At 25.6% G+C, this 22,799-nt stretch carries 13 protein-coding genes; 1 reads left to right on the top strand and 12 read right to left on the bottom strand.

Annotated features, from left to right (window positions below; all coding sequences use genetic code 11):
- Positions 1–289 precede the first annotated feature (289 nt).
- From KYD98_RS10685 to KYD98_RS10635, 11 genes are all read right to left on the bottom strand, one after another.
- On the bottom strand, positions 290–1,063 hold the full coding sequence (locus KYD98_RS10685) for a hypothetical protein (RefSeq protein ID WP_219780000.1): 774 nt from the start codon (positions 1,061–1,063) through the stop codon (positions 290–292).
- Positions 1,064–1,446: 383 nt separating this feature from the next.
- Entirely contained in the window at positions 1,447–4,632 is a 3,186-nt protein-coding gene (locus KYD98_RS10680) for a DEAD/DEAH box helicase (RefSeq protein WP_308462453.1), read from the bottom strand.
- 349 nt (positions 4,633–4,981) lie between these two features.
- The gene (locus tag KYD98_RS10675) at positions 4,982–5,497 is read right to left on the bottom strand and encodes a J domain-containing protein (RefSeq protein WP_219779996.1); all 516 of its coding nucleotides are present in this window, start codon (positions 5,495–5,497) and stop codon (positions 4,982–4,984) included.
- Positions 5,498–5,751: 254 nt separating this feature from the next.
- Complete coding sequence (locus KYD98_RS10670) at positions 5,752–7,422, bottom strand: GH3 auxin-responsive promoter family protein (RefSeq protein ID WP_219779994.1); 1,671 nt, start codon at positions 7,420–7,422, stop codon at positions 5,752–5,754.
- Positions 7,423–7,443: 21 nt separating this feature from the next.
- A complete protein-coding gene (gene recQ / locus KYD98_RS10665; protein ID WP_219779992.1) occupies positions 7,444–9,885 on the bottom strand; it encodes a DNA helicase RecQ in 2,442 nt (813 codons plus the stop codon).
- Between the two features lie 441 nt (positions 9,886–10,326).
- Positions 10,327–10,578 (bottom strand): phage holin family protein, encoded by a 252-nt coding sequence (locus tag KYD98_RS10660; RefSeq protein ID WP_219779991.1) that lies wholly within the window; start codon positions 10,576–10,578, stop codon positions 10,327–10,329.
- A 287-nt stretch (positions 10,579–10,865) separates the two neighbouring features.
- Complete coding sequence (locus KYD98_RS10655; protein ID WP_219779989.1) at positions 10,866–11,129, bottom strand: hypothetical protein; 264 nt, start codon at positions 11,127–11,129, stop codon at positions 10,866–10,868.
- 375 nt (positions 11,130–11,504) lie between these two features.
- Positions 11,505–12,545 (bottom strand): CAP domain-containing protein, encoded by a 1,041-nt coding sequence (locus KYD98_RS10650; RefSeq protein WP_219779987.1) that lies wholly within the window; start codon positions 12,543–12,545, stop codon positions 11,505–11,507.
- 490 nt (positions 12,546–13,035) lie between these two features.
- On the bottom strand, positions 13,036–16,551 hold the full coding sequence (nifJ, locus tag KYD98_RS10645; protein WP_219779985.1) for a pyruvate:ferredoxin (flavodoxin) oxidoreductase: 3,516 nt from the start codon (positions 16,549–16,551) through the stop codon (positions 13,036–13,038).
- Between the two features lie 402 nt (positions 16,552–16,953).
- Complete coding sequence (locus KYD98_RS10640; RefSeq protein WP_219779983.1) at positions 16,954–18,672, bottom strand: S8 family peptidase; 1,719 nt, start codon at positions 18,670–18,672, stop codon at positions 16,954–16,956.
- Positions 18,662–20,461 (bottom strand): S8 family peptidase, encoded by a 1,800-nt coding sequence (locus tag KYD98_RS10635; RefSeq protein ID WP_219779981.1) that lies wholly within the window; start codon positions 20,459–20,461, stop codon positions 18,662–18,664. Before KYD98_RS10635 ends, KYD98_RS10640 begins: the two co-directional genes overlap by 11 nt.
- Before the next feature lie 223 nt (positions 20,462–20,684).
- Here KYD98_RS10635 and KYD98_RS10630 point away from each other — a divergent pair, with 223 nt between their 5' ends.
- On the top strand, positions 20,685–21,527 hold the full coding sequence (locus KYD98_RS10630; protein WP_219779979.1) for a viral A-type inclusion protein: 843 nt from the start codon (positions 20,685–20,687) through the stop codon (positions 21,525–21,527).
- A gap of 77 nt (positions 21,528–21,604) precedes the next feature.
- Here the strand turns inward: KYD98_RS10630 and KYD98_RS10625 are convergent, their stop codons facing one another.
- Complete coding sequence (locus KYD98_RS10625; RefSeq protein WP_219779977.1) at positions 21,605–22,795, bottom strand: DegT/DnrJ/EryC1/StrS family aminotransferase; 1,191 nt, start codon at positions 22,793–22,795, stop codon at positions 21,605–21,607.
- Between the last annotated feature and the right edge of the window lie 4 nt (positions 22,796–22,799).

Raw genomic sequence — 22,799 nt, 5'->3', positions numbered from 1 at the left:
AACTGCTAGAGTTCACTTATTATACTACTGAAAAATTTAATAATTCAAAGGATTATTTTACAGTTTTCTTTGTATTAACTGATAATTTGCATGATATAATTTCACTACCTAATATTTCTTATAAGTAATGTTTAATAAAATGAAACAAATTTTTATAAAATTATCTTATCACTAATGTATTTATAATTATTTAAAATACATTTTTAAATACTAGCACAACGCGTAAATGTAAAATTTATATTTGCACAAACTTTAGGTAATTAAATCCTCTTATATGGATAATCTTATTCTACTCATCATCTCCATCATTATTATCACAATCTATGAATAATGGATCTAAATTTTGATCTGGATAGAACTTAGGAATTGGAGCTTTTTCAAATCTTTCACATGGATCTTCTTCTGGATCTTCTTCACATGGTTCTTTTGGAATTGGACAATAATCATAAGCAGGAATTAGAAGCTGTACAATAAGCTCACATTTTACAATAATGTAGTAACCTAAAGTGATATCTAAAACATCGTTACCTCTTTCATCTTGTAATAATTCACCATCTAAAGCATCCGCAACCATTTCAAGTTTTATTATATTAGAATCTAAATCTTTAGCATGTTGAACTGGTACAAAGCTAGCAGAAATTTGAGCTATAGAATCAGGACAATAGAACTTTCCAATTATATCTGTTCTATTAATTTCAAACAATTCACTTTTATTTACACCATTACAGTCAATATAATCTGCATAGAAAGAAATCATGTAAGAAATAATTATTTTTTTAAAACCACGTTTTCCTTTAAGTGGAATCTTATCAACGGAGATCAACTTTATATTGAAGTCTCTACTCCTAATGTATCTTTTGGGATCTATTAATGGATTGCTTCTCAATTCGCAATCTGTTGTATTTGTATCAGGGCCTTCACCATATACAAGACATCTTTTTATTAAGCATTGATCAAATATTTTAGGTACTTCAATACAAACTAATTCTGAAGGATCTGGTAAACGTCCTTGTTTATTTACAAGACCAGGACGTGGTGAAAATTTTTTAAAATTAATGGACATAAATTTTCCTCCTCTTGAAAGATTATAATAAATATAAATTTATTTAATATTTATATTACATCATATGTCCAAACATAAAAGTGGTTACATTAAAAAATTAGATATAAATATTTTTTTCTAAATTTTTTAGTATATTTATATTTTAGTAATTTATACATTCTTTATTTATATTGTATTAATGGATATGATTTTCAATAAAGCACATGATATAAAATAATAGCTCAAAGAGGCGTTGTATATTTTGAGTCAGACAAGAAAGTAATTTTAGTTAATAACGAGCTATTAGCTAAATTTGCTGACGCAGTATCACACAAAATAGACTAGCATACTGCTCTATTATTTTTTGAATGTGTCTAAATGTGACACTAGAGTTTAATTCTTAATTATATCATTAATAAGTCCAAGAGTTCCTCTCTACCTAGCTTGTTTATTAATCTTTCCTCTTTTAGTTCTCCAGTTATTATATCTTCTATTAAGGCTTTTTTATCATCTTGAAGTAATAATATCTTCTCTTCTATACTTTCTTTGGTTATTAATTTTATTACTTGAACTACATTTCTCTGTCCTATTCTATGAGCTCTATCAGTAGCTTGTTCTTCTATGGCTGGATTCCACCAAGGGTCAAAATGTATTACCATATCTGCTGATGTTAAATTAAGACCTGTCCCTCCAGCTTTTAGAGAAATTAAAAATATCTTTAATTTCTCGTTATTATTAAATTCTTCTACAAGCTTAATTCTTTCTTTTGAAGTTGTTGAACCATCTAAATAAAGATATTCAATCTTTTCATTTTTAAGTTCATCACAAACTTTATGTAATACGGATGTAAATTGAGAAAATAGTAGGATTTTATGATTATTTTCTATTGATTTTTTTATTAATTCCTTTGCTACATTAATTTTTCCACTTCCACCTTTATATTCTTCGATAATAAGTGATGGATCTAAACAAAGTTGTCTAAGTCTAGTTAAATATGAAAAAATAGTTATTCTATTATTACTATTTTCTATTTGCTTTAATTTATTTTGTATATCTTTAATATAAATTTTATATATTTTCTTTTGATCTGTTGTCATTTCTACAAAAAATTTATTTTCTATTTTATCAGGCAATTCTTTTATAACATCACTTTTTAATCTTCTTAATATATAAGGTTTTATCATTATTCTTAATTCTTGTTTAGATTTTTCTTCTTTATTGATAAATTTTTTAGAAAACACTTCTTTAGTAAAAAGATATCCTGGCATTATAAAATCAAATAAAGACCATAAATCAATTAAATTATTTTCTACAGGGGTTCCTGTTAAAGCAAATTTTATTTTAGCATCTATACTTTTAACTGCTTCTGTTACCTTAGCTTTAGGATTATTTATATTTTGAGCTTCATCTATAATTAAATTATCAAATTTTATATTTTCATATTTTAAACAATCATTTCTTAATGTTCCATATGTTGTAATTAAAACATCATATTTTTTAATATCCTCTAATACCTTAGTTCTATTTTTTAACTCTCCATGTACAATTCCTATCTTTAAACTCGGTGCAAACTTCCTAAATTCTTCATACCAATTATAGATTAAAGAGGTTGGAGTTATAACTAAAGATCTTGTATTTGATTCTGAAAGTAAAAATGCAATTATTTGTATAGTCTTACCCAATCCCATTTCATCACTAAGTATTCCTCCGAATCCTAAATAACTTAAACTTTTAAGCCACTTATATCCGTTTGTTTGATATTCTCTTAAAGAAGCTTTAAGATTCTTAGGAACTCTAAATTCTTCTTTATTTATGTAATTTAACTTATCTAAAACTTCATTAAGAACTTCTTTTCCTTTAATATTAAGTCCTTCTTTGTTTAATTTTTCATTTAAATAATATAATTTATTTTCATCAATTAAATATGAATCATCTTCTTTAATTAAATCTATATTTAAGTTTTCTATTAATCTTAAAAAATTCAATACTTCCTCATCTTCTAAATTAACGAAACTACCATCCTCTAATTTAATATAAGTTCTCTTTTCTTTCCAAGCATTATATATTGTATTTAAATCTTTATTGCTTAAATCACTTAATAAGAATGAAAATTTAACATTCTCTTCTTTATCCTTATTAAAAAAATATTTAATATCAGCACTATTATATAATTTAAAATCCTTCATTTCTTTTAAATCATTAATTTCTCCTATTTTCTTTATATGATTTATTCCAGATTTTAAAAATTCATAGTATTCATCATCATTTCCTTGAAATATAAACTTTCTATCTATATAGTAAAATCTATATTTATTTAATTCTCTTTCAATATTTTTAATTTTTCTAGACATTTTAAATATTCTATCAAATATCAATCTTTCATCACTATAATCTATCTCTTCTTTATTTTTTATTATCTTAACTTCACAATTTTTTTTATCTAATTTCTTTGAAAAGTTAAACTTAAAATCTATTAATTTATCCAAATCATTAATAATATCTTGATCAATATTAAATTCAGTTGATATTTCATCTAATAACAAAATTAAATTATTAAGTTTTTCTATATCAACATCTTGATAAATTCTAATTTCTTTATTTTCTTTAAATTCTTTATAAAGTTTACTATAGGCTTTAAGGTGATTTATAGGAGAAATATATATTTCTCTATCATATAAAAACACATTCATTTTATTATTAAGTGGAATCGGAAATATTTTTTTAGTTCTTAACACATAATTATCTTTTATTTTCTTTAAAGTAAAACTTATTGGTAAATTAGTCTTTTTTATATCACATAAATAACTTTGATAATCATATTTAAACTTAATTTTCTTTCCACTTATAATATTTAAAAAACTTCTTAAATTTTCAGGAAATATCTTTATAGCATCTCCTTTAAAATCATTTTTACAAATTGATAAATATTCTTCTATAAAATTAATTAAGTTTTCATCTTCTTCATTAAAATAATGATTCTTATAATTATAATTAAGCCCTTTTCCTATATAAAAGTTCTTTCTATTTATGACACATTCTATAAATTCTTTAATATTTATTAAATTCTTAGTTGTAATTCCAACAAAAAAACTAGCCTCAAAATAATCTCTACTCTTATCTTTTACTTCTTTTAAAGCTACATCTATCTCTAATTGTTTTTTATCTCTATTTTCCTTTGTTATATAATCAATTAAATTATTGCTTAAATCCTTTTTACTTTGTTCTTTGATATATCTATTCTTTAATTCGATTTGCTTTTTAGCTTTATCAAAAAATTTTATAATTATAGAAGCTAAATGTTCACAAATAAATATACTGTTACAATTATCCTCTAATTCTAAATTAAAGCATTCACATTTAGTTAATAAAATCTTTCCACTTTTTAAATCTATCCTTAAATGAGGATTATAATTAATTATATTGCTATCACATTTTATTTTTCCATATAAATTATAAATCCCATTGATATTTTTCCCACTTACTCTAATTATTCGATTACTCTCTAATATCTTTCTTCCTTTTATTAAACTTGCTCTAGATATATTTTTAAGCAATTTCAATTCTAAATCTGATATCTTCAAAATTCTCACCCACCTTAAATAAGCTCAAATAACCAAATCCTTTCAGATTATTACTATATTTTAAAATAGTATTGATATTATAGTGGACTAACATAAATCAAGTTTTGTCCATGAAGTTTTATACTATAAATATCAACATTTACTTAAAATATAGCCTAGATTACTTAAGCAAAACAATTTATATATCAAAAGGAGCTTAGAGACCGGCGAAGGACACTCTAAGCTCCATAATCAGCACTTTACGTACCAACTGCTCATTTATCATAACATAATACTCATTTAATATCAATATTAATATTTTTATTTTTAAATTATGTTTTAAGTAAATTTATCTATCTAATAGTTTTATCCTACCTTATTAACACATCCCTCCATTTCCACCTCCCCCTCCACATGCATTCATGTTATTATTATTATTAAAATTATTATTCTTATTTCCATTATTTTTTCTAGCATAATTGGCTGCAAATTCCATAACTTTTGATTGAAGTCTGTTCAAACTATTTAAATATTCCATATTATTAGGTTCTATTTCAGTTGCTGTTTTTAAATAAGATAAAGCTGTATCAAACCAACCTTTTTGTACAGCTATAAAACCTTGAAGATAATTCCATTCTGCCGAACTTCTATTATCTGCAACATTTAATTTGGCTTCAGCAGCTAAAAAATTATTTTTTTCAATTAATCCTCTAACTTCTTTATACAAATTCCCATTAATAAGTACATCATATGCTATATTGGCGTCCTTAAGTATAGATTTAGAATATTCATCTTCCTCTATTTCAGTACATTCTTCTACTATCTTTCCATACTTTTCTTTAATTTCATCTTCTGAAGCACCTTCATTTACACCTAAAATTTTATAGGGATCCAAAATATTAACACTCCTCTAATTTTATTAGTACTCTATAAATATATTTATTAATTTTTATATTATTACCTAAATAAATTGCTTTAACTTTAAGTAAAATCCATTATAATTATTTTGTTCTTTAAAAACATCACTTCTATTTTTAAATTCTATAACTCACTTGCAGATTTTTAAATAATTATACTTTATTAAAAACAAAAAATAACTATTCTAAAAACGTAAAGCTTTCTAAAACAGTTATTTTTTATAAAATCAATCTATATTTTTAACAACATATTATCTTTTATATAATCTTTAGAAATAACTCTTGGAACCTTTAATTGTGATCTTGATACTCCTTTTTTTACAAGCTTGTCCTTCAAATTATTAAATGCTCCTTCTTCTACAATAACTAGTTTTAATTGATCAAGTCTATTGTTATCTCTAAATCTTCCATATGCTAAATTAGCATTTTTAAGTTCACTATCTAATTTTTTCTCAATTTCCATAATATTATATTCATTATTAAAATTTCTAAGTTCTAAATATATAATGTATCTTCCTGGTGTAGTATTATTGTCTGGACAAGTAGTATAATCTACTAATTTTAAATTTAATTTATTAACTGTTTTATCTATTGCATACCTTAAATGCTGTTCTGTAGTTTTTTCAGATACCATATTTAATAACTGATTTTTTCTATATAAAAATTCTATTTTAGGAGTCTTATTATAAAATCCTACAACTTTAACAATGTCTCCAAGTCTATATCTATATAATCCATTTAAATTAGTTATAACTATTTCATAACTTTTACCTATAATAATTTCATCAATATTACTCGTATATGGATTCTTTTTCTCTATATCTTTTACATCTATAAATTCAAAATAACATGAATCTGGTAATAATACATACTCTATTTTATTAATATAAGGATTAATTCCTATCATTCCTTCACTAGCACCATATGCAATTGAACAGACTGGTAGTTTATCTATATAAAATTCAACATTACTATTATATAATGAAAAATTTGCTCCAGTTACACATGCAATATAAGCTATTGATGGCCAAATTCTTTTAGCTATTCCATTAAACCCTTTATAAAATTCTTTTTCTAATTCATCTGCTCTTTTTTTAGATGCATGTAACTTTTTGTTAAGTTTTTTTCTAATATCATCATCAATAATTATCTTTTCATTTATTTTTCCATTTCTTATATCTTCAATCAGCAATTCATGTTTTTCTTCTATAAGTCTGAAAAAATCTAAAATAGTAGATACAAAAATTCCACTTATATACATTAAATTTTTATCCACTAATGCAAATAATGCATGTAAATAAAAGGCTGACTCCTTATCTTTTAATTCCATTACTTCAACAGGTGATGTCCAAATAAATGGAATTATATTTTTAAGTGATTTCATTCCACCCGAAGAAGCTGCACTTATAGGAATACCTGCTTTAGTATAAGTTCCTACAATTATATCTGTAATCATAACCCCTTTTCCATAGTTCCATTTATCTTTTAAATTGTTATATATAAATTTTTGAGGTAATATTCCATTATATTTTGATGCAACTTTCTTTCCTAAATTAGTTATTGGTATCAATTTTTGAGTTCCAGTAGTTCCTGAAGTACGAGCTAAATAAGATACGTTATCTGTTGTTAAAATATTTTTTTTACCCTGTGCTATTTTTTCTATATATTCTTTATAATCATCATAAGTACATAGTGGAATATTTTGTTTATATTCTTCTATAGATTTTATTTCTTTAAATCTATATTTTTTCCCGAATTCAGTATTTATGTTATTATTTAAAATTTTTAATAATAAATCTCTATTTACTTGTTTCATATTATTAGTATTATATTCAAACTCTTTTTCTATTTTTTTTGAAACTTTCAACATGGTTAAATATAATAGTTTACTAAAAATATTCATAATAAATTCCACCCTATTGCTTTATTTTTCTAAAAAATATTTATTTAAAATTACTGCTCTTATTGCTTCATACTTTATATATGATGGAAGATTCTTCTTTATTACACTCACCTTATCATATCCTAATTTTTCACATACTTCGCTTATTAAAGCTTCCTCTTCTTCATTATAAAACTTTTCTAAACTTACATTAAAATCATATTCTCCAAATTCCTTAATATAATCTGTTATATACCCTAAAATAGTTGAAATTGATACTTCTATCTCGTCACATATATCTTCTAAATCTTTACCTTCTTTAAGCATATCTAAAGCAATTTGATTAATTTCTCTATGTTCCCCATCTATAATAACTTTTCTTTTTTTCTTGTCAACCCAATTTATTTCTATATTATTTTCTAAAACATACTCATTAACTACTGAGATTAATTTTTCTCCATATGATGAAATTTTTTTTGGACCAATTCCACTTATGTCTTTGAACTGTTCTATATTCATAGGATATCTTCCGCTTATTTCTTTAAGTGAACTTTTAGATATTATCATTTTAGGAATTGTATTTTCTTTTTTAGCAAATTCATATCTAACTTCATTTAATTTATCAAATAATTCTTTATTAGTATTTATATCTAAATAAATATTTTCTATTATTGCTTCTTCTTTTTCTTTTGTTTGATCAGATAACTCAATGTTATTTTCTTTTACAAAGTTCTTTATTGCATTCTCAAAATCTTCTCCATATTTTTTATACTTTACTTCTCCCACTCCAGATATATTAAGCATTTCTTCTTTATTTATTGGATATTTTATTGTCATTTCTTTTAGTGTTGCATCTCCAAAAACCACATAAGGAGGCACTCCATTTTGCACTGAAATCTCTTTTCTTATTTCTTTAAGAATTTCAAACAATTGATTATCTTCTCTAACTTTCTTCTCTAGCTTAAATTCTTTAAATTCAACCTTTTCTTCTGATTTTAATACTTTCATTGATCTTTGATTTAAACCTAAAACAGGATATGTCCCATTAACAACAGAAATATACCTATGCGAAATTAAAGTATTTATAAAATTTTTAAGTTCTTCACTTGAATAATCTTTCATTATTCCATAAGTTGAAAGTTCATTGAATTTAAATTGAATAACTTTTTTATTTTTTGATCCCCTAAGAACATCAACAAGCATACCTGATCCAAATTTATTTTTCATTCTATATATACATGAAAGTACTTTTTGAGCATCTATTGTCTTATCTACTATTTCTCCTTCATTTAAACAATTACTGCAATTATCACAATTATGATCATAAACTTCTCCAAAGTAATCTAATATATATTTCCTATAACATTCATTGCTATAAACAAAATCAGTCATTTCATTAAGTTTTTTATATTGATTATTCTTTCTTTCAAAATTTTCAATTGATTGCTCTATTAAATACTTTTGTATTTGAACGTCTTGAGGAGAAAATAATAAAATACACTCACTTTTTTCTCCATCTCTTCCAGCTCTACCTATCTCTTGATAATAACCTTCTATATTCTTAGGCATATTATAATGTATTACAAATCTTATGTTAGGCTTATCTATTCCCATACCAAATGCATTTGTTGCAACCATAATATTAGCTCTATCATATATAAAATCCTCTTGATTTTGCTTTCTAATATTCTCTGAAAGTCCTGCATGATATTTAGTAACTGAATAGCCATTAGACAATAATTCTTCATATATATGATCGACTTCTTTTCTAGTTGCTGCATAAATTATTCCAGAAGAATCTTTATTATTAGTCATATAATTATGCAAATATAACTTCTTATCTCCAGATTTTATTACATTTATAAATAAATTTTCTCTATCAAAGCCAGTAATAAAAATTTGGGGATTATCTAAATCTAATAACTTTACAATATCTTCTCTAACTTCTTCTGATGCTGTTGCCGTAAAAGCAGTAATTATAGGACGTTTTTTTAGTAATCTAATAAATCCTGCTACCTTTGTATAACTTGTTCTAAAGTCATGTCCCCACTGAGAAATACAATGTGCTTCATCGATAGCTATTTGAGATATATTACAATTAGATATAACATTTAAAAAATTATGTGATTCTAATCTTTCTGGTGCTATATATAATATCTTACATTTTCCTTCTTTTATATTATTTATAATCTTTAACTCTTCAGATGCATTTATAGAACTATTTATAAATTCTCCTTCTATCCCCATATCTTTCAATGCATCTACCTGATCTTTCATTAAAGAAATAAGTGGAGAAATAACTATTGTTAATCCTTCAAACATAAGTGCAGGTATTTGATAACATATTGATTTACCACCACCTGTTGGCATTATAGCCAATACATCATTTCCATCTACAATTTTTGAAATGATATTTTCTTGTCCTTTTCTAAAAGATTTATATCCATAATATTTCTCTAAAATATCTAGTTCTTTACTTTTCATTTAAATATATTCTCCTTAATCTTTTAATCTCTCTATTTATGTTCAAATTAAGTTATTACTCTTATAATCTTTGTATAAAATATTATATCCTAACTTAATGATATCTCGTTAGAAACGTATATAGCATAAATTTTTTATATAAATTCTTTACTTTATTTACAAATAAATCAATTATAACTATTTTAAGATTTATATTCGTAAGCAAACTTTATTGAAACTTATATATATATTAATTATTAACCTATATTCATAATAACTAATCATAAAACCTAAAACCATTTTACCATAATAACTAAATTATTATAATTTATAAACTTTATAAATTGTTATACCTAAATGTATGTCTATTAAAAAGTCTAAGTATACTATATATCAAATAAATAAAGTTCTTAGTTTCAGATTAAGCTTTTCTCTATCTCAAACTAAGAACCCCTATCCATATTAACTATCTTTTTTAGACTGCTTAAATAATTGATTTGTGTATACCGTTGCTCCTGTAACTAGAATTCCTTGAATAACAGCTTCTATAGTAAAATCTATAAGCAATATTGCTCCTATTACTCCAAGAAACAATAAAATAAGTGGTATATATTTATCTGAAATGCTTTCTGTATTTTTTATAACTAATCCTACTATATATAGTGCAGGAATTAATATTAAAGCATTTTCTGTTATATATTGCATAAAATCCATTAATTCAACCTCCTTTTTAACATGATGATATAAAATAATTATTTTATATAATATCTACTAAATATCTTAATAAACATTATGAATTATTTATATAGACTTCCTATTTTAATTTATGCTTAATAATATTAACTAGAACTTTTTAATACTTTATATAATATTAAAAAATAAAATATATTTTAAATATTTTTCTACTATAAAAAAGTACTATTTAAATGAAAAAAATTTCATCTAAATAGTACTAAGAATAACTCTACTACGTAAATTTATATTTATTATAATTAATAAAGCTATTTTATCTTTTCTATTCTTGTTAATTGTGCCTCACCTGTCTTAGGAACATTAACATGTACTTCTACAAAATCAATTTTATTCTTTGGTTTTATAGTTACTGCTCCACATATAAATATATAATTTGTTCCATTAGATACTTGACTTTTAACAGCTATAGGGGTAAACGTAGTACCTACATATCCTTTTAATGCTTCATTAAGCACCTCCTTATCATGTTTTCTTACATACTTATGATTATTCCATTCAGTACTATTTTCCATATCAATCTTCTCCATTTAATTTAATATTTTCATACTTTTAATTTATATTTTGTATAAATTTTATTGCTGTACTTATATAAAATTTAATATATATTATCAAACATTCTTCCTTTGTTATAATATGTAAGAATAATAAATATGTGTATATTATTTTAATAGTTATTATTTCATATATAATATTTACTTAGATTTTATACATCTAATTTTCTAAACTACATTTTATATAAGTTATTCATATATGTTTAATTTACTTAAAATATACAACATTCACTTAAAACATAGCAAATAAAAACGGTAAATAGTAACAACTACTTACCGTTTTTATTAATCGTTAATTTATAAGACTAATTTTTATTAACTGACTCTCAAAGCTTACTAGTTTGAGAATGTTTGTGTACCCATATATTTCTTATTATCTTTTGCATAAATTACTCCTACACCAACTTTAGTATAAGAAGGACTCATCATATTTTTTCTATGACCTTCAGAATTCCACCATTGATTAAATAATTCAACAGGATCATAAGTGTTATATGCTATATTTTCTGCTGTAGCAGTGTATTTATACCCTATTGCTTGTAACCAATTTGTCCATTTAGTTCCATCTGGATTTATATGATCAAAATAATTGTATTGAATCATATGGTTACTTTTATATCTAGCTACTTGTAATAAGGTATTATCCATACTTAATGGTTTTAATCCTGCTGCCACTCTTTTTTGATTCATTAATTCTAAGATCTTATTTTCAGCACTAGATTGTATACTAATAGTATATTTTTGCGGTAATGTAGCTAATCCATTTATATTTACAGTGGTTGTATTTGTAGTTGTAGTATCTTGATTTTCTGATTTATTTGGTGTAGTAACTGTATTTCCTGTTCCATTTGAACTTTGATTAGTCTCTGGTTTATTTGGTGTAACTACATTTCCTGTTCCATCACCATTTATTCCTGGTTTTTCTGGTGTAACTATATTTTCCGTTCCATCACCATTTATTCCTGGTTTTTCTGGAGTTACTATATTACCTGCTCCATCTCCATTTATCCCTGGTTTTTCTGGAGTCACTATATTACCTGCTCCATTTGAACTACCATTAATTCCTGGATTATTCTCATTTATTACATTATTAGGGTTCACTGCAAGGTTAGCAGTATTAGAATCAGTAATATTGGCAATACAATTTAACCAATCAAAATTCTTATTATATACAAATCTATCTTTTATTTTAGGATTTCCTATTTGTATTTTTCCATTTGAATCAATATAATACCATATACAATTAGTTTGGTTTAATTGACTTAAATTATTAATAGGTTGTTTCACGGCTGCAGATATTCCTAATGGTGATAGAGTAGTTATTGTAACTGCTGCTACTACTGCTCCTAAGGTTCTTTTAAAAAACACTCTCTTCATTAGTTCTCTCTCCTTCGTTTAACCTTATTTGGATATATGTGTAAATTTAAATATAATTTTTTGTAAAATCATTTTCATATATTTAAATTTATCACATCAAAATCCTTGTTTTTATCCTATCATATTTTAGATTTTTTTCAACATTCAAAAAAACTTATTAAATTAAACTATATCTATTTTTTTTGATTATTCAACTTCTAATTTAAATTATCTGATTATTTCACAAAAAACTTAGGTATAATTTATCATTTTTTTAATATAATTCAGTATTATTAACATTTTAGCAATGTGCTATATGTTTTTAGTTTTATTTTTATTCTTAACATAGCATTATTTACTTTTTAAAATGCTTTCTTTAATATTCTGCTTTATATATTTATTTAACTTATTTTTAGTATACTTTTTAAATAATAATATATATTTTTTATAAAAAGAAGTACTATAATAATATTGCTTTCCTATAGTACTCCTTTAAATGAATAAGATTTAATTATTCTCCTTCAGATAATTTTTTATAATTATTATATCTTTCATTTGCATCTTCTTCTGTCTTTTTAAATAATTCTTCAGCTATTTCTGGGAATGCTTTAGAAAGTGATGCATATCTTACTTCTCCCATTAAGAATTCTTTAAACTCTCTCTTAGGCTCTTTTGAATCTAAAGAAAATGGATTTTTTGTTCCTTTTAATGTTGGATTGTATCTGTAAAGATGCCAGTATCCACATTCTACAGCTTTTCTTTCTTCTTCTTGAGAGTTAGACATTCCTATTTTTATTCCATGATTAATACAAGTAGAGTAAGCTATTATTAATGATGGTCCCTTATATGCTTCTGCTTCAGCTATCGCTTTAAGAGCTTGATTTTTATCTGCTCCCATAGAAATCTGAGCAACATACACATACCCATAACTCATAGCCATCATTCCTAAGTCTTTCTTTTTAGTCCTTTTACCAGATGCAGCAAATTTTGCTATGGCTGCTTTTGGCGTAGATTTTGATGATTGCCCTCCAGTATTAGAATAAATTTCAGTATCAAATACTAATACATTTATATCTTCTCCAGATGCAAGTACATGGTCAAGTCCACCATATCCTATATCGTAGGCCCATCCATCTCCACCAAATATCCATTGTGATCTTTTAACTAAAAATTCTTTATCTTTTAATATTACTTTTGAAATTTCATTATTTTCATTTTCAAGTACTTCTACTACTCTATTTGCTCTATCTCTTGTACCTTCTCCATTATCTTTATTTTCTAACCATTCTTTTAAAACATCTTTGGCTGAATCTGATAAATCAGATTCAATTGCTTTTCTAATATTGCCTGCTATTCTTTCTCTTATTGATTCAACTCCTAAATACATTCCGAATCCAAATTCTGCATTATCTTCAAATAATGAATTAGCCCAAGCTGGTCCATGACCTTTATGATTAATTGTATATGCACTTGATGGTACTGATCCAGCCCAAATTGATGAACATCCTGTAGCATTTGCTATCATCATTCTATCTCCAAAAAGTTGAGTTATAAGTTTAGCATATGGAGTTTCTCCACATCCAGCACAAGCACCTGAATATTGAAGTAATGGTTGCTCAAATTGACTTCCTTTAACTGTATTTTTATTCATAGGATTTTTATTTTCTACCTTTTCAACTGCATAATTCCAAGCCTCAATTTGTTCATGTTGAGAATCTTGTGGTTTCATAATTAAAGCTTTTCCTGGTGCTGGACAAATTTCTGCACAATTTCCGCAACCAGTACAATCTAGCGGAGTAATACTAATTGTATAATATAACTTTTCATCACTTTTTAAGCCTTTAGGTTGAACTAATTTCATAGAACTTGGAGAATTACTTTTTTCTTTTTCATTTAATAAAAATGGTCTTATCGTTGCATGTGGACATACATATGAACATTGATTACATTGTATACATTTTTCTAAATCCCATTCTGGTACATTTACTGCTATCCCTCTCTTTTCATAAGCTGATGTTCCGTGCATAAATGTACCATCTTCCATTTTATTTTTTACAAATGTTGAAACTTTTAGTGAATGTCCAGCTTCTTTACTTATAGGATAAACAATATCTTTTATAAATTCAGGTACATCTTTAAGTTCTTCTAATTTTTCATCTTGAGCTACTTTCCAAGAAGCAGGTACATCTATCTTTACTATTGCTTCAACGCCAGCATCAATTGCAGCATTATTCATATTAACTATTTTTTCGCCTTTTTTACCATATGAGTTAACAACTGCTTGCTTTAAATATTTTATTGCATCCTCTATTGGAATTATATTAGCTATTTTAAAGAATGCTGCCTGCATTATCATATTTATTCTTCCACCAAGACCAATTTCTTGTGCTATTTTAACAGCATTTAATGTATAAAATTCTATATTATTTTGTGCAATAAACCTTTTCATTTTAGCTGGTAATCTGTCTTCTAATTCCTTTGAAGTCCAAATAGTATTTAATAAAAATTTACTTTCTCTCTTTAAGCCTTCTAATATATCATATTTGTATACATAAGATTGATTATGACATGCTACAAAATCCGCCTTATCTATTAAGTAAGGAGATTTAATAGGCTTTTTACCAAATCTTAAATGAGAAACTGTTATTCCACCAGATTTTTTAGAATCATATGAAAAATATCCTTGAGCATACATATCAGTATGATCTCCAATTATTTTTATTGCACTCTTATTAGCACCCACTGTACCATCAGATCCCAATCCCCAGAATTTACAAGCTGTAGTTCCTTCAGGAGTTGCATCTATATTCTCTGCTTCTTTTAAGGATGTATTAGTTACATCATCAATAATTCCTATTGTAAATCCATTTTTAGGTTCATCTTTAATTAAATTTTCATAAACTGATGCTATATGCGATGGATTTGGATCTTTTGAACCCAAACCAAATCTTCCACCTACTATTATTGGAGCTTCATTTTGATTTTGAAAAGTTCTAACAACATCTAAATATAGGGGTTCTCCAATAGATCCCGGTTCTTTAGTTTTATCTAAAACTGCAATTCTTTTTACTGTTTTAGGTATAACCTTTAATAATCTTTCCATTGAAAATGGTCTATATAATCTAACTTTTACAAGACCAACTTTTTGTTTATTGGCATTTAAATAATCTACTGTTTCTTCAATTGTCTCTGTTACTGATCCCATAGCAATTATTATTCTATCTGCATCATCAGCTCCATAATAGTCAAAGCAATGATATTCTCTACCTGTTAACTTTGTTATTTCACTCATGTATTCCTCTACAGTAGATGGAATATCATCATAAAATCTATTAACAGATTCTCTAGTTTGAAAATATATATCTGGATTTTGAGCAGTTCCCCTTGTCACAGGATGATCTGGATTTAACGAATTTTTTCTAAATTCTTCAATAGCATTATAATCAACTAAATTAGCTAATTCATCTTGTTCTATAACTTCTATCTTTTGTATCTCATGCGAAGTTCTAAAACCATCAAAGAAATTTACAAATGGAATTCTAGTTTTTATTGTTGCTAAATGAGCTACACCTGATAAATCCATAACTTCTTGAACAGATCCTTCTGCAAGCATTGCAAACCCAGTTTGTCTTACAGCCATAACGTCTTGATGATCACCAAATATACTTAATGAAGATGTTGCAAGTGCTCTAGCTGATACATGTATAACACAAGGTAATCTTTCACCTGCTATCTTATACATATTAGGTATCATAAGTAATAATCCTTGAGAAGCTGTATAAGTTGTTGTTAATGCTCCCGCTTGAAGAGAACCATGAAGTGCACCAGCTGCACCAGCTTCTGATTGCATTTCTACAACTTTTACAGGTTGACCAAATATATTTTTTCTTCCTTGTGCTACCCATTCATCAACATGTTCTGCCATTGGAGATGATGGAGTTATTGGGAAAATTGAAGCTACCTCTGTAAATCCATATGATATATGTGCTGCAGCGGTATTCCCGTCCATTGTCTTCATTTTTCTCATTTTATCTACCACCTTTCTTAAGTTTATTCATTTAATACTTATCATCTTCTAAATTAATAATTTTATCTATTAGTTAATTTATTATTCCTATTATAAAACTAATAGTTTTATATTATATTTTGTAATTTGAGATTTTTATATCATTTTATAGTATTGTTAAAAAATTATGTATTATGTGTAGAATTTTTAAATTTATATATTATATATTAGTTATTTATATCCATATATGTTAAACGTTAAAAATTTCTATTAATTAATAAACCATTAATAGAAATTTTTTTTATATTATCAATTTTTTATATATTTATTTTTAATTAACTAACAACAAAATTTGTATTTATATACAATATTTCAAAGCTTAATTATTAATATATTGTATATAGTACAAATTCTATTTAATGACTACATCATATTGTTAAATATACCCAACACATTTAAAATACCATATCCCCATTGAGGATTAGGATATATATCTCCTGCTCTTTTTACAGTTCCTCTTGTTAAATAAGTTTTTATTGTTTGGGAATACATATGAGGTTCATTTCCATCAACAATTCCCCATTGAAATAATATAGCACAAGTTCCTGCAAGAACTGCTGCTGAAACACTTGTTCCATTTACTATGCTAACTGAATTATTTGGAGCTACTGTTAATGCATTTACCCCTCCTGCTGCAACATCTATTCTATTAAGATAGTCATCATTAAATCCCATTCCTGAATAATTGACTATATTGTTATTATTTTGATTATATGCCGCAGCAGTAATTGATGAAATTGAGTCTCCTGGACCTGTCAGTGTTCCAAAAGGATCTGACGGATTAAAGTGAGTATTTCCAACTGTTATTCCGTATTGAGGAATCCAAAGATTATATTTTCCATCTAATACTAAGTTTGCAATTAATTTTATTTTCCATATTCCTGAATGTAAATTATAAAAACTAATTCTTATTAGTTCATCCCCTGTATTCTCTTCTGGTAAATAAAAATTAATTTTTATTAAAGTTTTTTCAAATACAAATTCGTAAGTTTCAGTTGTATTAATTATGGCAGGAACTATCCCTGTATTTTCTCCTGATGGTGATACTATATCTATTGTCATTATATTAGGAGAATCAACCCAAACCTCAACCCATAAATTTTTTTGTTGTTCTGACACATCTAATTCTACTGTATTTATACCATCCACCTCTGTAATACTACCTGAGACATGTTCACCTCTATCTCTTTCATTTCCTGTACCAGTTACTACAACTATTCCTCTATTATTAGAAACAGATTCAATATATTCTTGTAAAATTCCATTTCCTTTATGATTTCCAGAATTTGTCCCAAGTGGAAGGTATATAACCATTGGCTTAGATTTTCTTAAAGCATATTCATATAAAAATTCTATTGCTGAAAAAATAGATGTAATATTAAAAACAGGAACTTTTATATCAAATTGAGTTTTATATGCATAATCTTCAATTAATTTTACCACTGCAAATTCGCACTCAGGAGCAACACCTTTTAAATCCGGATTTTTTCCAGTAGCTCCAATTATTCCACTCATATTTGTACCATGTCCTATTTCATCTTTAGTTGGAACTATTGTATAAGGATATCTTCCCTCTCTATATTCTTTTATAGCCTCATCTATTTCATTTTTTGTATATATAACCCCATATGGCATAGGATACTCATCATATTTTTTATATGATTTTATTGTTTGATCCCAAATACAATCGATCCGAGTTTTCCCATCAGATGTCATAAATTCATCATTTAAATAATCAATACCTGTATCTATTATCCCAACAATAACACCTTTTCCAGTTAAATTTAATGGCATATCCAATTGTAAGCTTCTTACTTGAGTAGCTTCTATTGGAGAAATATCTTGTAATGTATATATTTCTACCGGTTTAATATATACAATACTTGAAAATAATGGTTCATCAATATTAATCTTAATGTCTTTATTAAATGAGATTATTGCATATTTATCATCAATTATAGTTATATAATATCCTTCATCTTCTAAAGCCTTTTTATCAATCTCTCCTTGGTACTGTATAATATAATGATTATAATTTATATCATAAAAAATATTTTGTACAATATCATAGTTATTTTCCATAATTGAAATGCACCTCCTCTGACAATCTAATAAACAAGTTACCAACATAATATTCAATAAAATTATTTTTTCTATATTTTCTACTCATAACATTAAAAGTTTTTAGTAGATTAAGAGTTCCATAGCCTAATTCTTTATTTGGAAATTTGTAGATAGGTTTTCTATTGGCTCCATACATTAAATAACTTCTAAGTTTTGTAGAATACATAGTTGTATCATTTCCGTCAACAATTCCCCATTGTAATAAAAGCGCACAAACCCCCGCTACTATTGACGTTGCTGCTGAACTTCCTGATACAACTGTTGTTCCTCCTAAATTTTTTGTAGTTAAAATATTAATACCTACTGTAGATATATCTGGATTAATTAAATTATTTGTATTAAATCCTCTTCCAGAAGTAGCTACTAATGATTCATCAATTATCCCATGATATGATACAGTAACTACTTTTCTTGCTGTAGATGGAATTGTCAATGTTGAAAATGGATCCGGAGTTAAAAATCTTGTATTTTTAGGTAATGTACTTTCTGGAGGAAGCCATATATCATATCTTCCTTGAGTTATATACTCACCCCTTAAAACAAATTGCCATATTCCAGGTTTTATATCTAAAAATGTAAGTTCTATAACTTGATGACCTGTAAATTGATCTGGACTATGATAGCTAACTATCATATTAGTTTTTGAAAGTATAAAATCTATATTTGAAGTTCTATTTCTTTTGCTTTGAATAAATCCAGATTCTTCTCCAATTGGGGAAATTACATTCAATGACATTCTACTTGGTTTTTGTACCCATATAAGAAAAGAAAAATATTTCATCTCTTTTGGTATATTTAGTTCTACTTTTTTAGTATCTCCTATATTTTTAACATATCCAGAGGCATGTCCATCTGCTGCTCCTTCATTTCCAACTCCAGCAACTAAAGCTAATCCTCTTACGCTTGCTATAGATGTTAGATATCGTGATATAAGATTATTCCCATCATGACTTCCTTCAGTACTCCCCACTCCTAAGTATATAACCATTGGTTTATTTAACTTTAAAGCAGTATTTTTTAAGTATTCTATTGCTGTTAAAACTTCTGAAGAATTATAAACTGGAGTATCTTTAACTCCATTTTCTCTTAATCTCTTTTTAAAATTACTAGATTCAAAAAGTTTTACAACTACAAATTCACAATCATTTGCAATTCCTTGAACTTCATTACTATATCCTCTTGCACCCATTATTCCTGCCATTTCAGTTCCATGCCCTATCTCATCTTTTGATGGAACAATTTGATATGGATCTTGATTATTTTTATACGCATTTATTGCATCATTTATTTCTTTATTTGTATAAACAGTTCCAATATATAACGTTTTATCATTTAAATTTTGAATTGTTTGATCCCATATGTTAACTATCCTTGATGTTCCATCTTCTCTTATAAACTCTTGATTAAGATAATCTATTCCTGTATCTACGATTCCTATTAAAACCCCTTTACCAGTTAATTGTATATAAGGATTTGACTTAACTTCTATTACATTTCCTACTTCAATTGGTGATATATTTTGTAATATAAAGAAACTTCTAAAGTCAATAAAAACAATAGCAGGAACATCTATTATGATTTGATTTAAATATTTATATGGTACTGCAATAATTCCTATAGTCTTAGTAATTATATCTCCACAGGCATATGATACCTTGTCTATTTGCTCTTTAAAATTCCCCCTGTATTCTACTAAAAAATTAGGATGGTCTTCTAAATAATATAAATTACATTCACTTGAATTCATTAAATTTAGCTCCTAATAATACTTATAACTAATATGTATGTCTAAAATTCAATAAAAATTATTTAATTTTATTAACTATAAATAATTTTTATGGTTTAAATATGCATTTTTTATATTTAAACCTACTATAGTAAAGTTTTGTAAATATGTTACGATAATAATGTAAATGTAGTTTTTATATTAAATTTATTTATAATTTTTATAAAAGGAGGGATATAGTATTATGAGTAGTAGTTTAAATATAAATTCTAATAGTTTAAACTTATTTCAATGCAAAAATACAAATTTCACTAAGAAAATTACACTAGAAAATAATGATACAAATGAAAAAACTAAAAGTAATAATGCTAGTCTTAAAATTAATCAAAAAAATAACCAAAATAAATTAATGGAAAATCTTCAAAAACAACATCAAAATCTTTTAGAAAAAAAACAAGTTCTAATGGCAAATACAGATATGGATGTAGATGAAAAAAAATATAAACTTGAAGAAGTTAACAAAAGTATAGAAGAAATTAATAAACAAATAATGGAAATTTCAGTTCAACAAAAACAAAAAGAAATTGAAGAAGAACAAGAAAAAATGTTAAAGAAAAAAGCTGAAGAAGAAAAACAAAAAGAAAATGGGGATGAGGTTCGAGATGATGTTATAATTTCTGCTAGTTTAAATGAACTTATCAAATTTAGCCATTCAAAAGATAATATACATTTGTTTAAAGATAGCCAAAATAGACAAAAAATAGAAGCTCAATATATTAAGCCTAATGATAATCCTAATAGTTATAATAATAAACGTTTAAATCAAATAGGCAAGAGTCTTGCCTCTCTTAATATTTCTATTAATAATGAAGTTAGAAAAATAAATAAATCATCTGAAAGACTTAAATTAAAAACTGATATAGCTTCTGAACAATTAGATAATAAAAAAAATAAAGAAAAAGATAAAGATATTAATACTAAAACACACGTTAATACTGAAACAGTAAATTATGAAAAACAAATTAGTAATGAAACAATAAATAGTAAAAACCCACCTAATAAAAAAACAGTAAATAATCTTGTATAAACAAAAATTAATTTTATAAATAAAAAGAATGCTTAATTCAAATTTCATTTTTGAGACAAGCATTCTTTTTATTTATGTTATTTATCAATTTCTTTAATTGAATATATTATATACTCTTTTTGTTCATTTGTTAATTCTGGGAAAACAGGTATTGCAAATGTTCTATGTGATAGATATTCTGCTACAGGCATATCCCCTTCTTTATATCCTAAATTTTTATAAACTTTTTGAAGATGCATTGGAACTGGATAATATATTCCTGTACTTATTCCCTTTTCTTTAAGTCTATTAACAAATTTTTCTCTATCATTTGATTGAACTACATACATATTATATACTGATTTTCCTTCATCTATTGTTACAGGTAATGTTAAGGAAGTATCTTTTAAATTTTCATCATATATTCTAGCATTTTCTCTTCTAATTTTGTTCCATTCATCTATATAATTCATTTTTACTCTTAAAAGTGCTGCTTGAATAGTATCTAATCTTGTATTAAATCCAATTAAATAATTATAATATTTTAACGGATTATATACTGTATCATCATGGTCTTCTGAGATTTTTACTTCTTCATTTATATTATTTAATAAGTTATATGCCTTTTGACCATTTTCTCCACTTCCATGAGTTCTTAAGGCTTTTACAATTGTTGCTATGTTATCATCAGATGTTGTTATCATTCCCCCATCACCTGCACAACCAAGGTTTTTTGTTGGAAAAAATGAAAAGCATCCAACATCACCTATGCTTCCAACTTTTTTTCCTTTGTATTCTGAACCAAACGCTTGAGCTGCATCTTCTATAACTTTTAGTTTATGTTTTTTAGCAATCTTTTTTATTTCATCCATTTTTGCTGGTTGACCAAATATATGAACTGGCATAATTGCTTTTGTTTTTTCAGTTATCTTTTCTTCTATTTTTGATGGATCAATATTATATGTATCCTTCTCTACATCCACAAAAACTGGTGTTGCACCTATAAATGAGATACTTTCTGCAGTTGCAAAAAATGTAAATGGTGTAGTTATAACCTCATCACCTTTACCAATCCCTAAAGCCATAAGTGCTACAACTAACGCATCTGTTCCATTTCCTACTGATATTGCATGTTTAACCCCAAGATAATCCTGAGCTTCTTTTTCAAATTCTATTACATCTTTCCCCATAATATAACTTGCAGATGAAAGCACTTCATTAACTTTATTATCTGCATAATTTTTTATTGATTTATATTGAGCTTTTAAATCCACTAATGGAATATTCATAATT

This window comes from Clostridium weizhouense, assembly GCF_019431045.1.
Classification (GTDB): domain Bacteria; phylum Bacillota; class Clostridia; order Clostridiales; family Clostridiaceae; genus Clostridium; species Clostridium weizhouense.
This window is presented reverse-complemented; position numbering and strand designations above follow the sequence as displayed.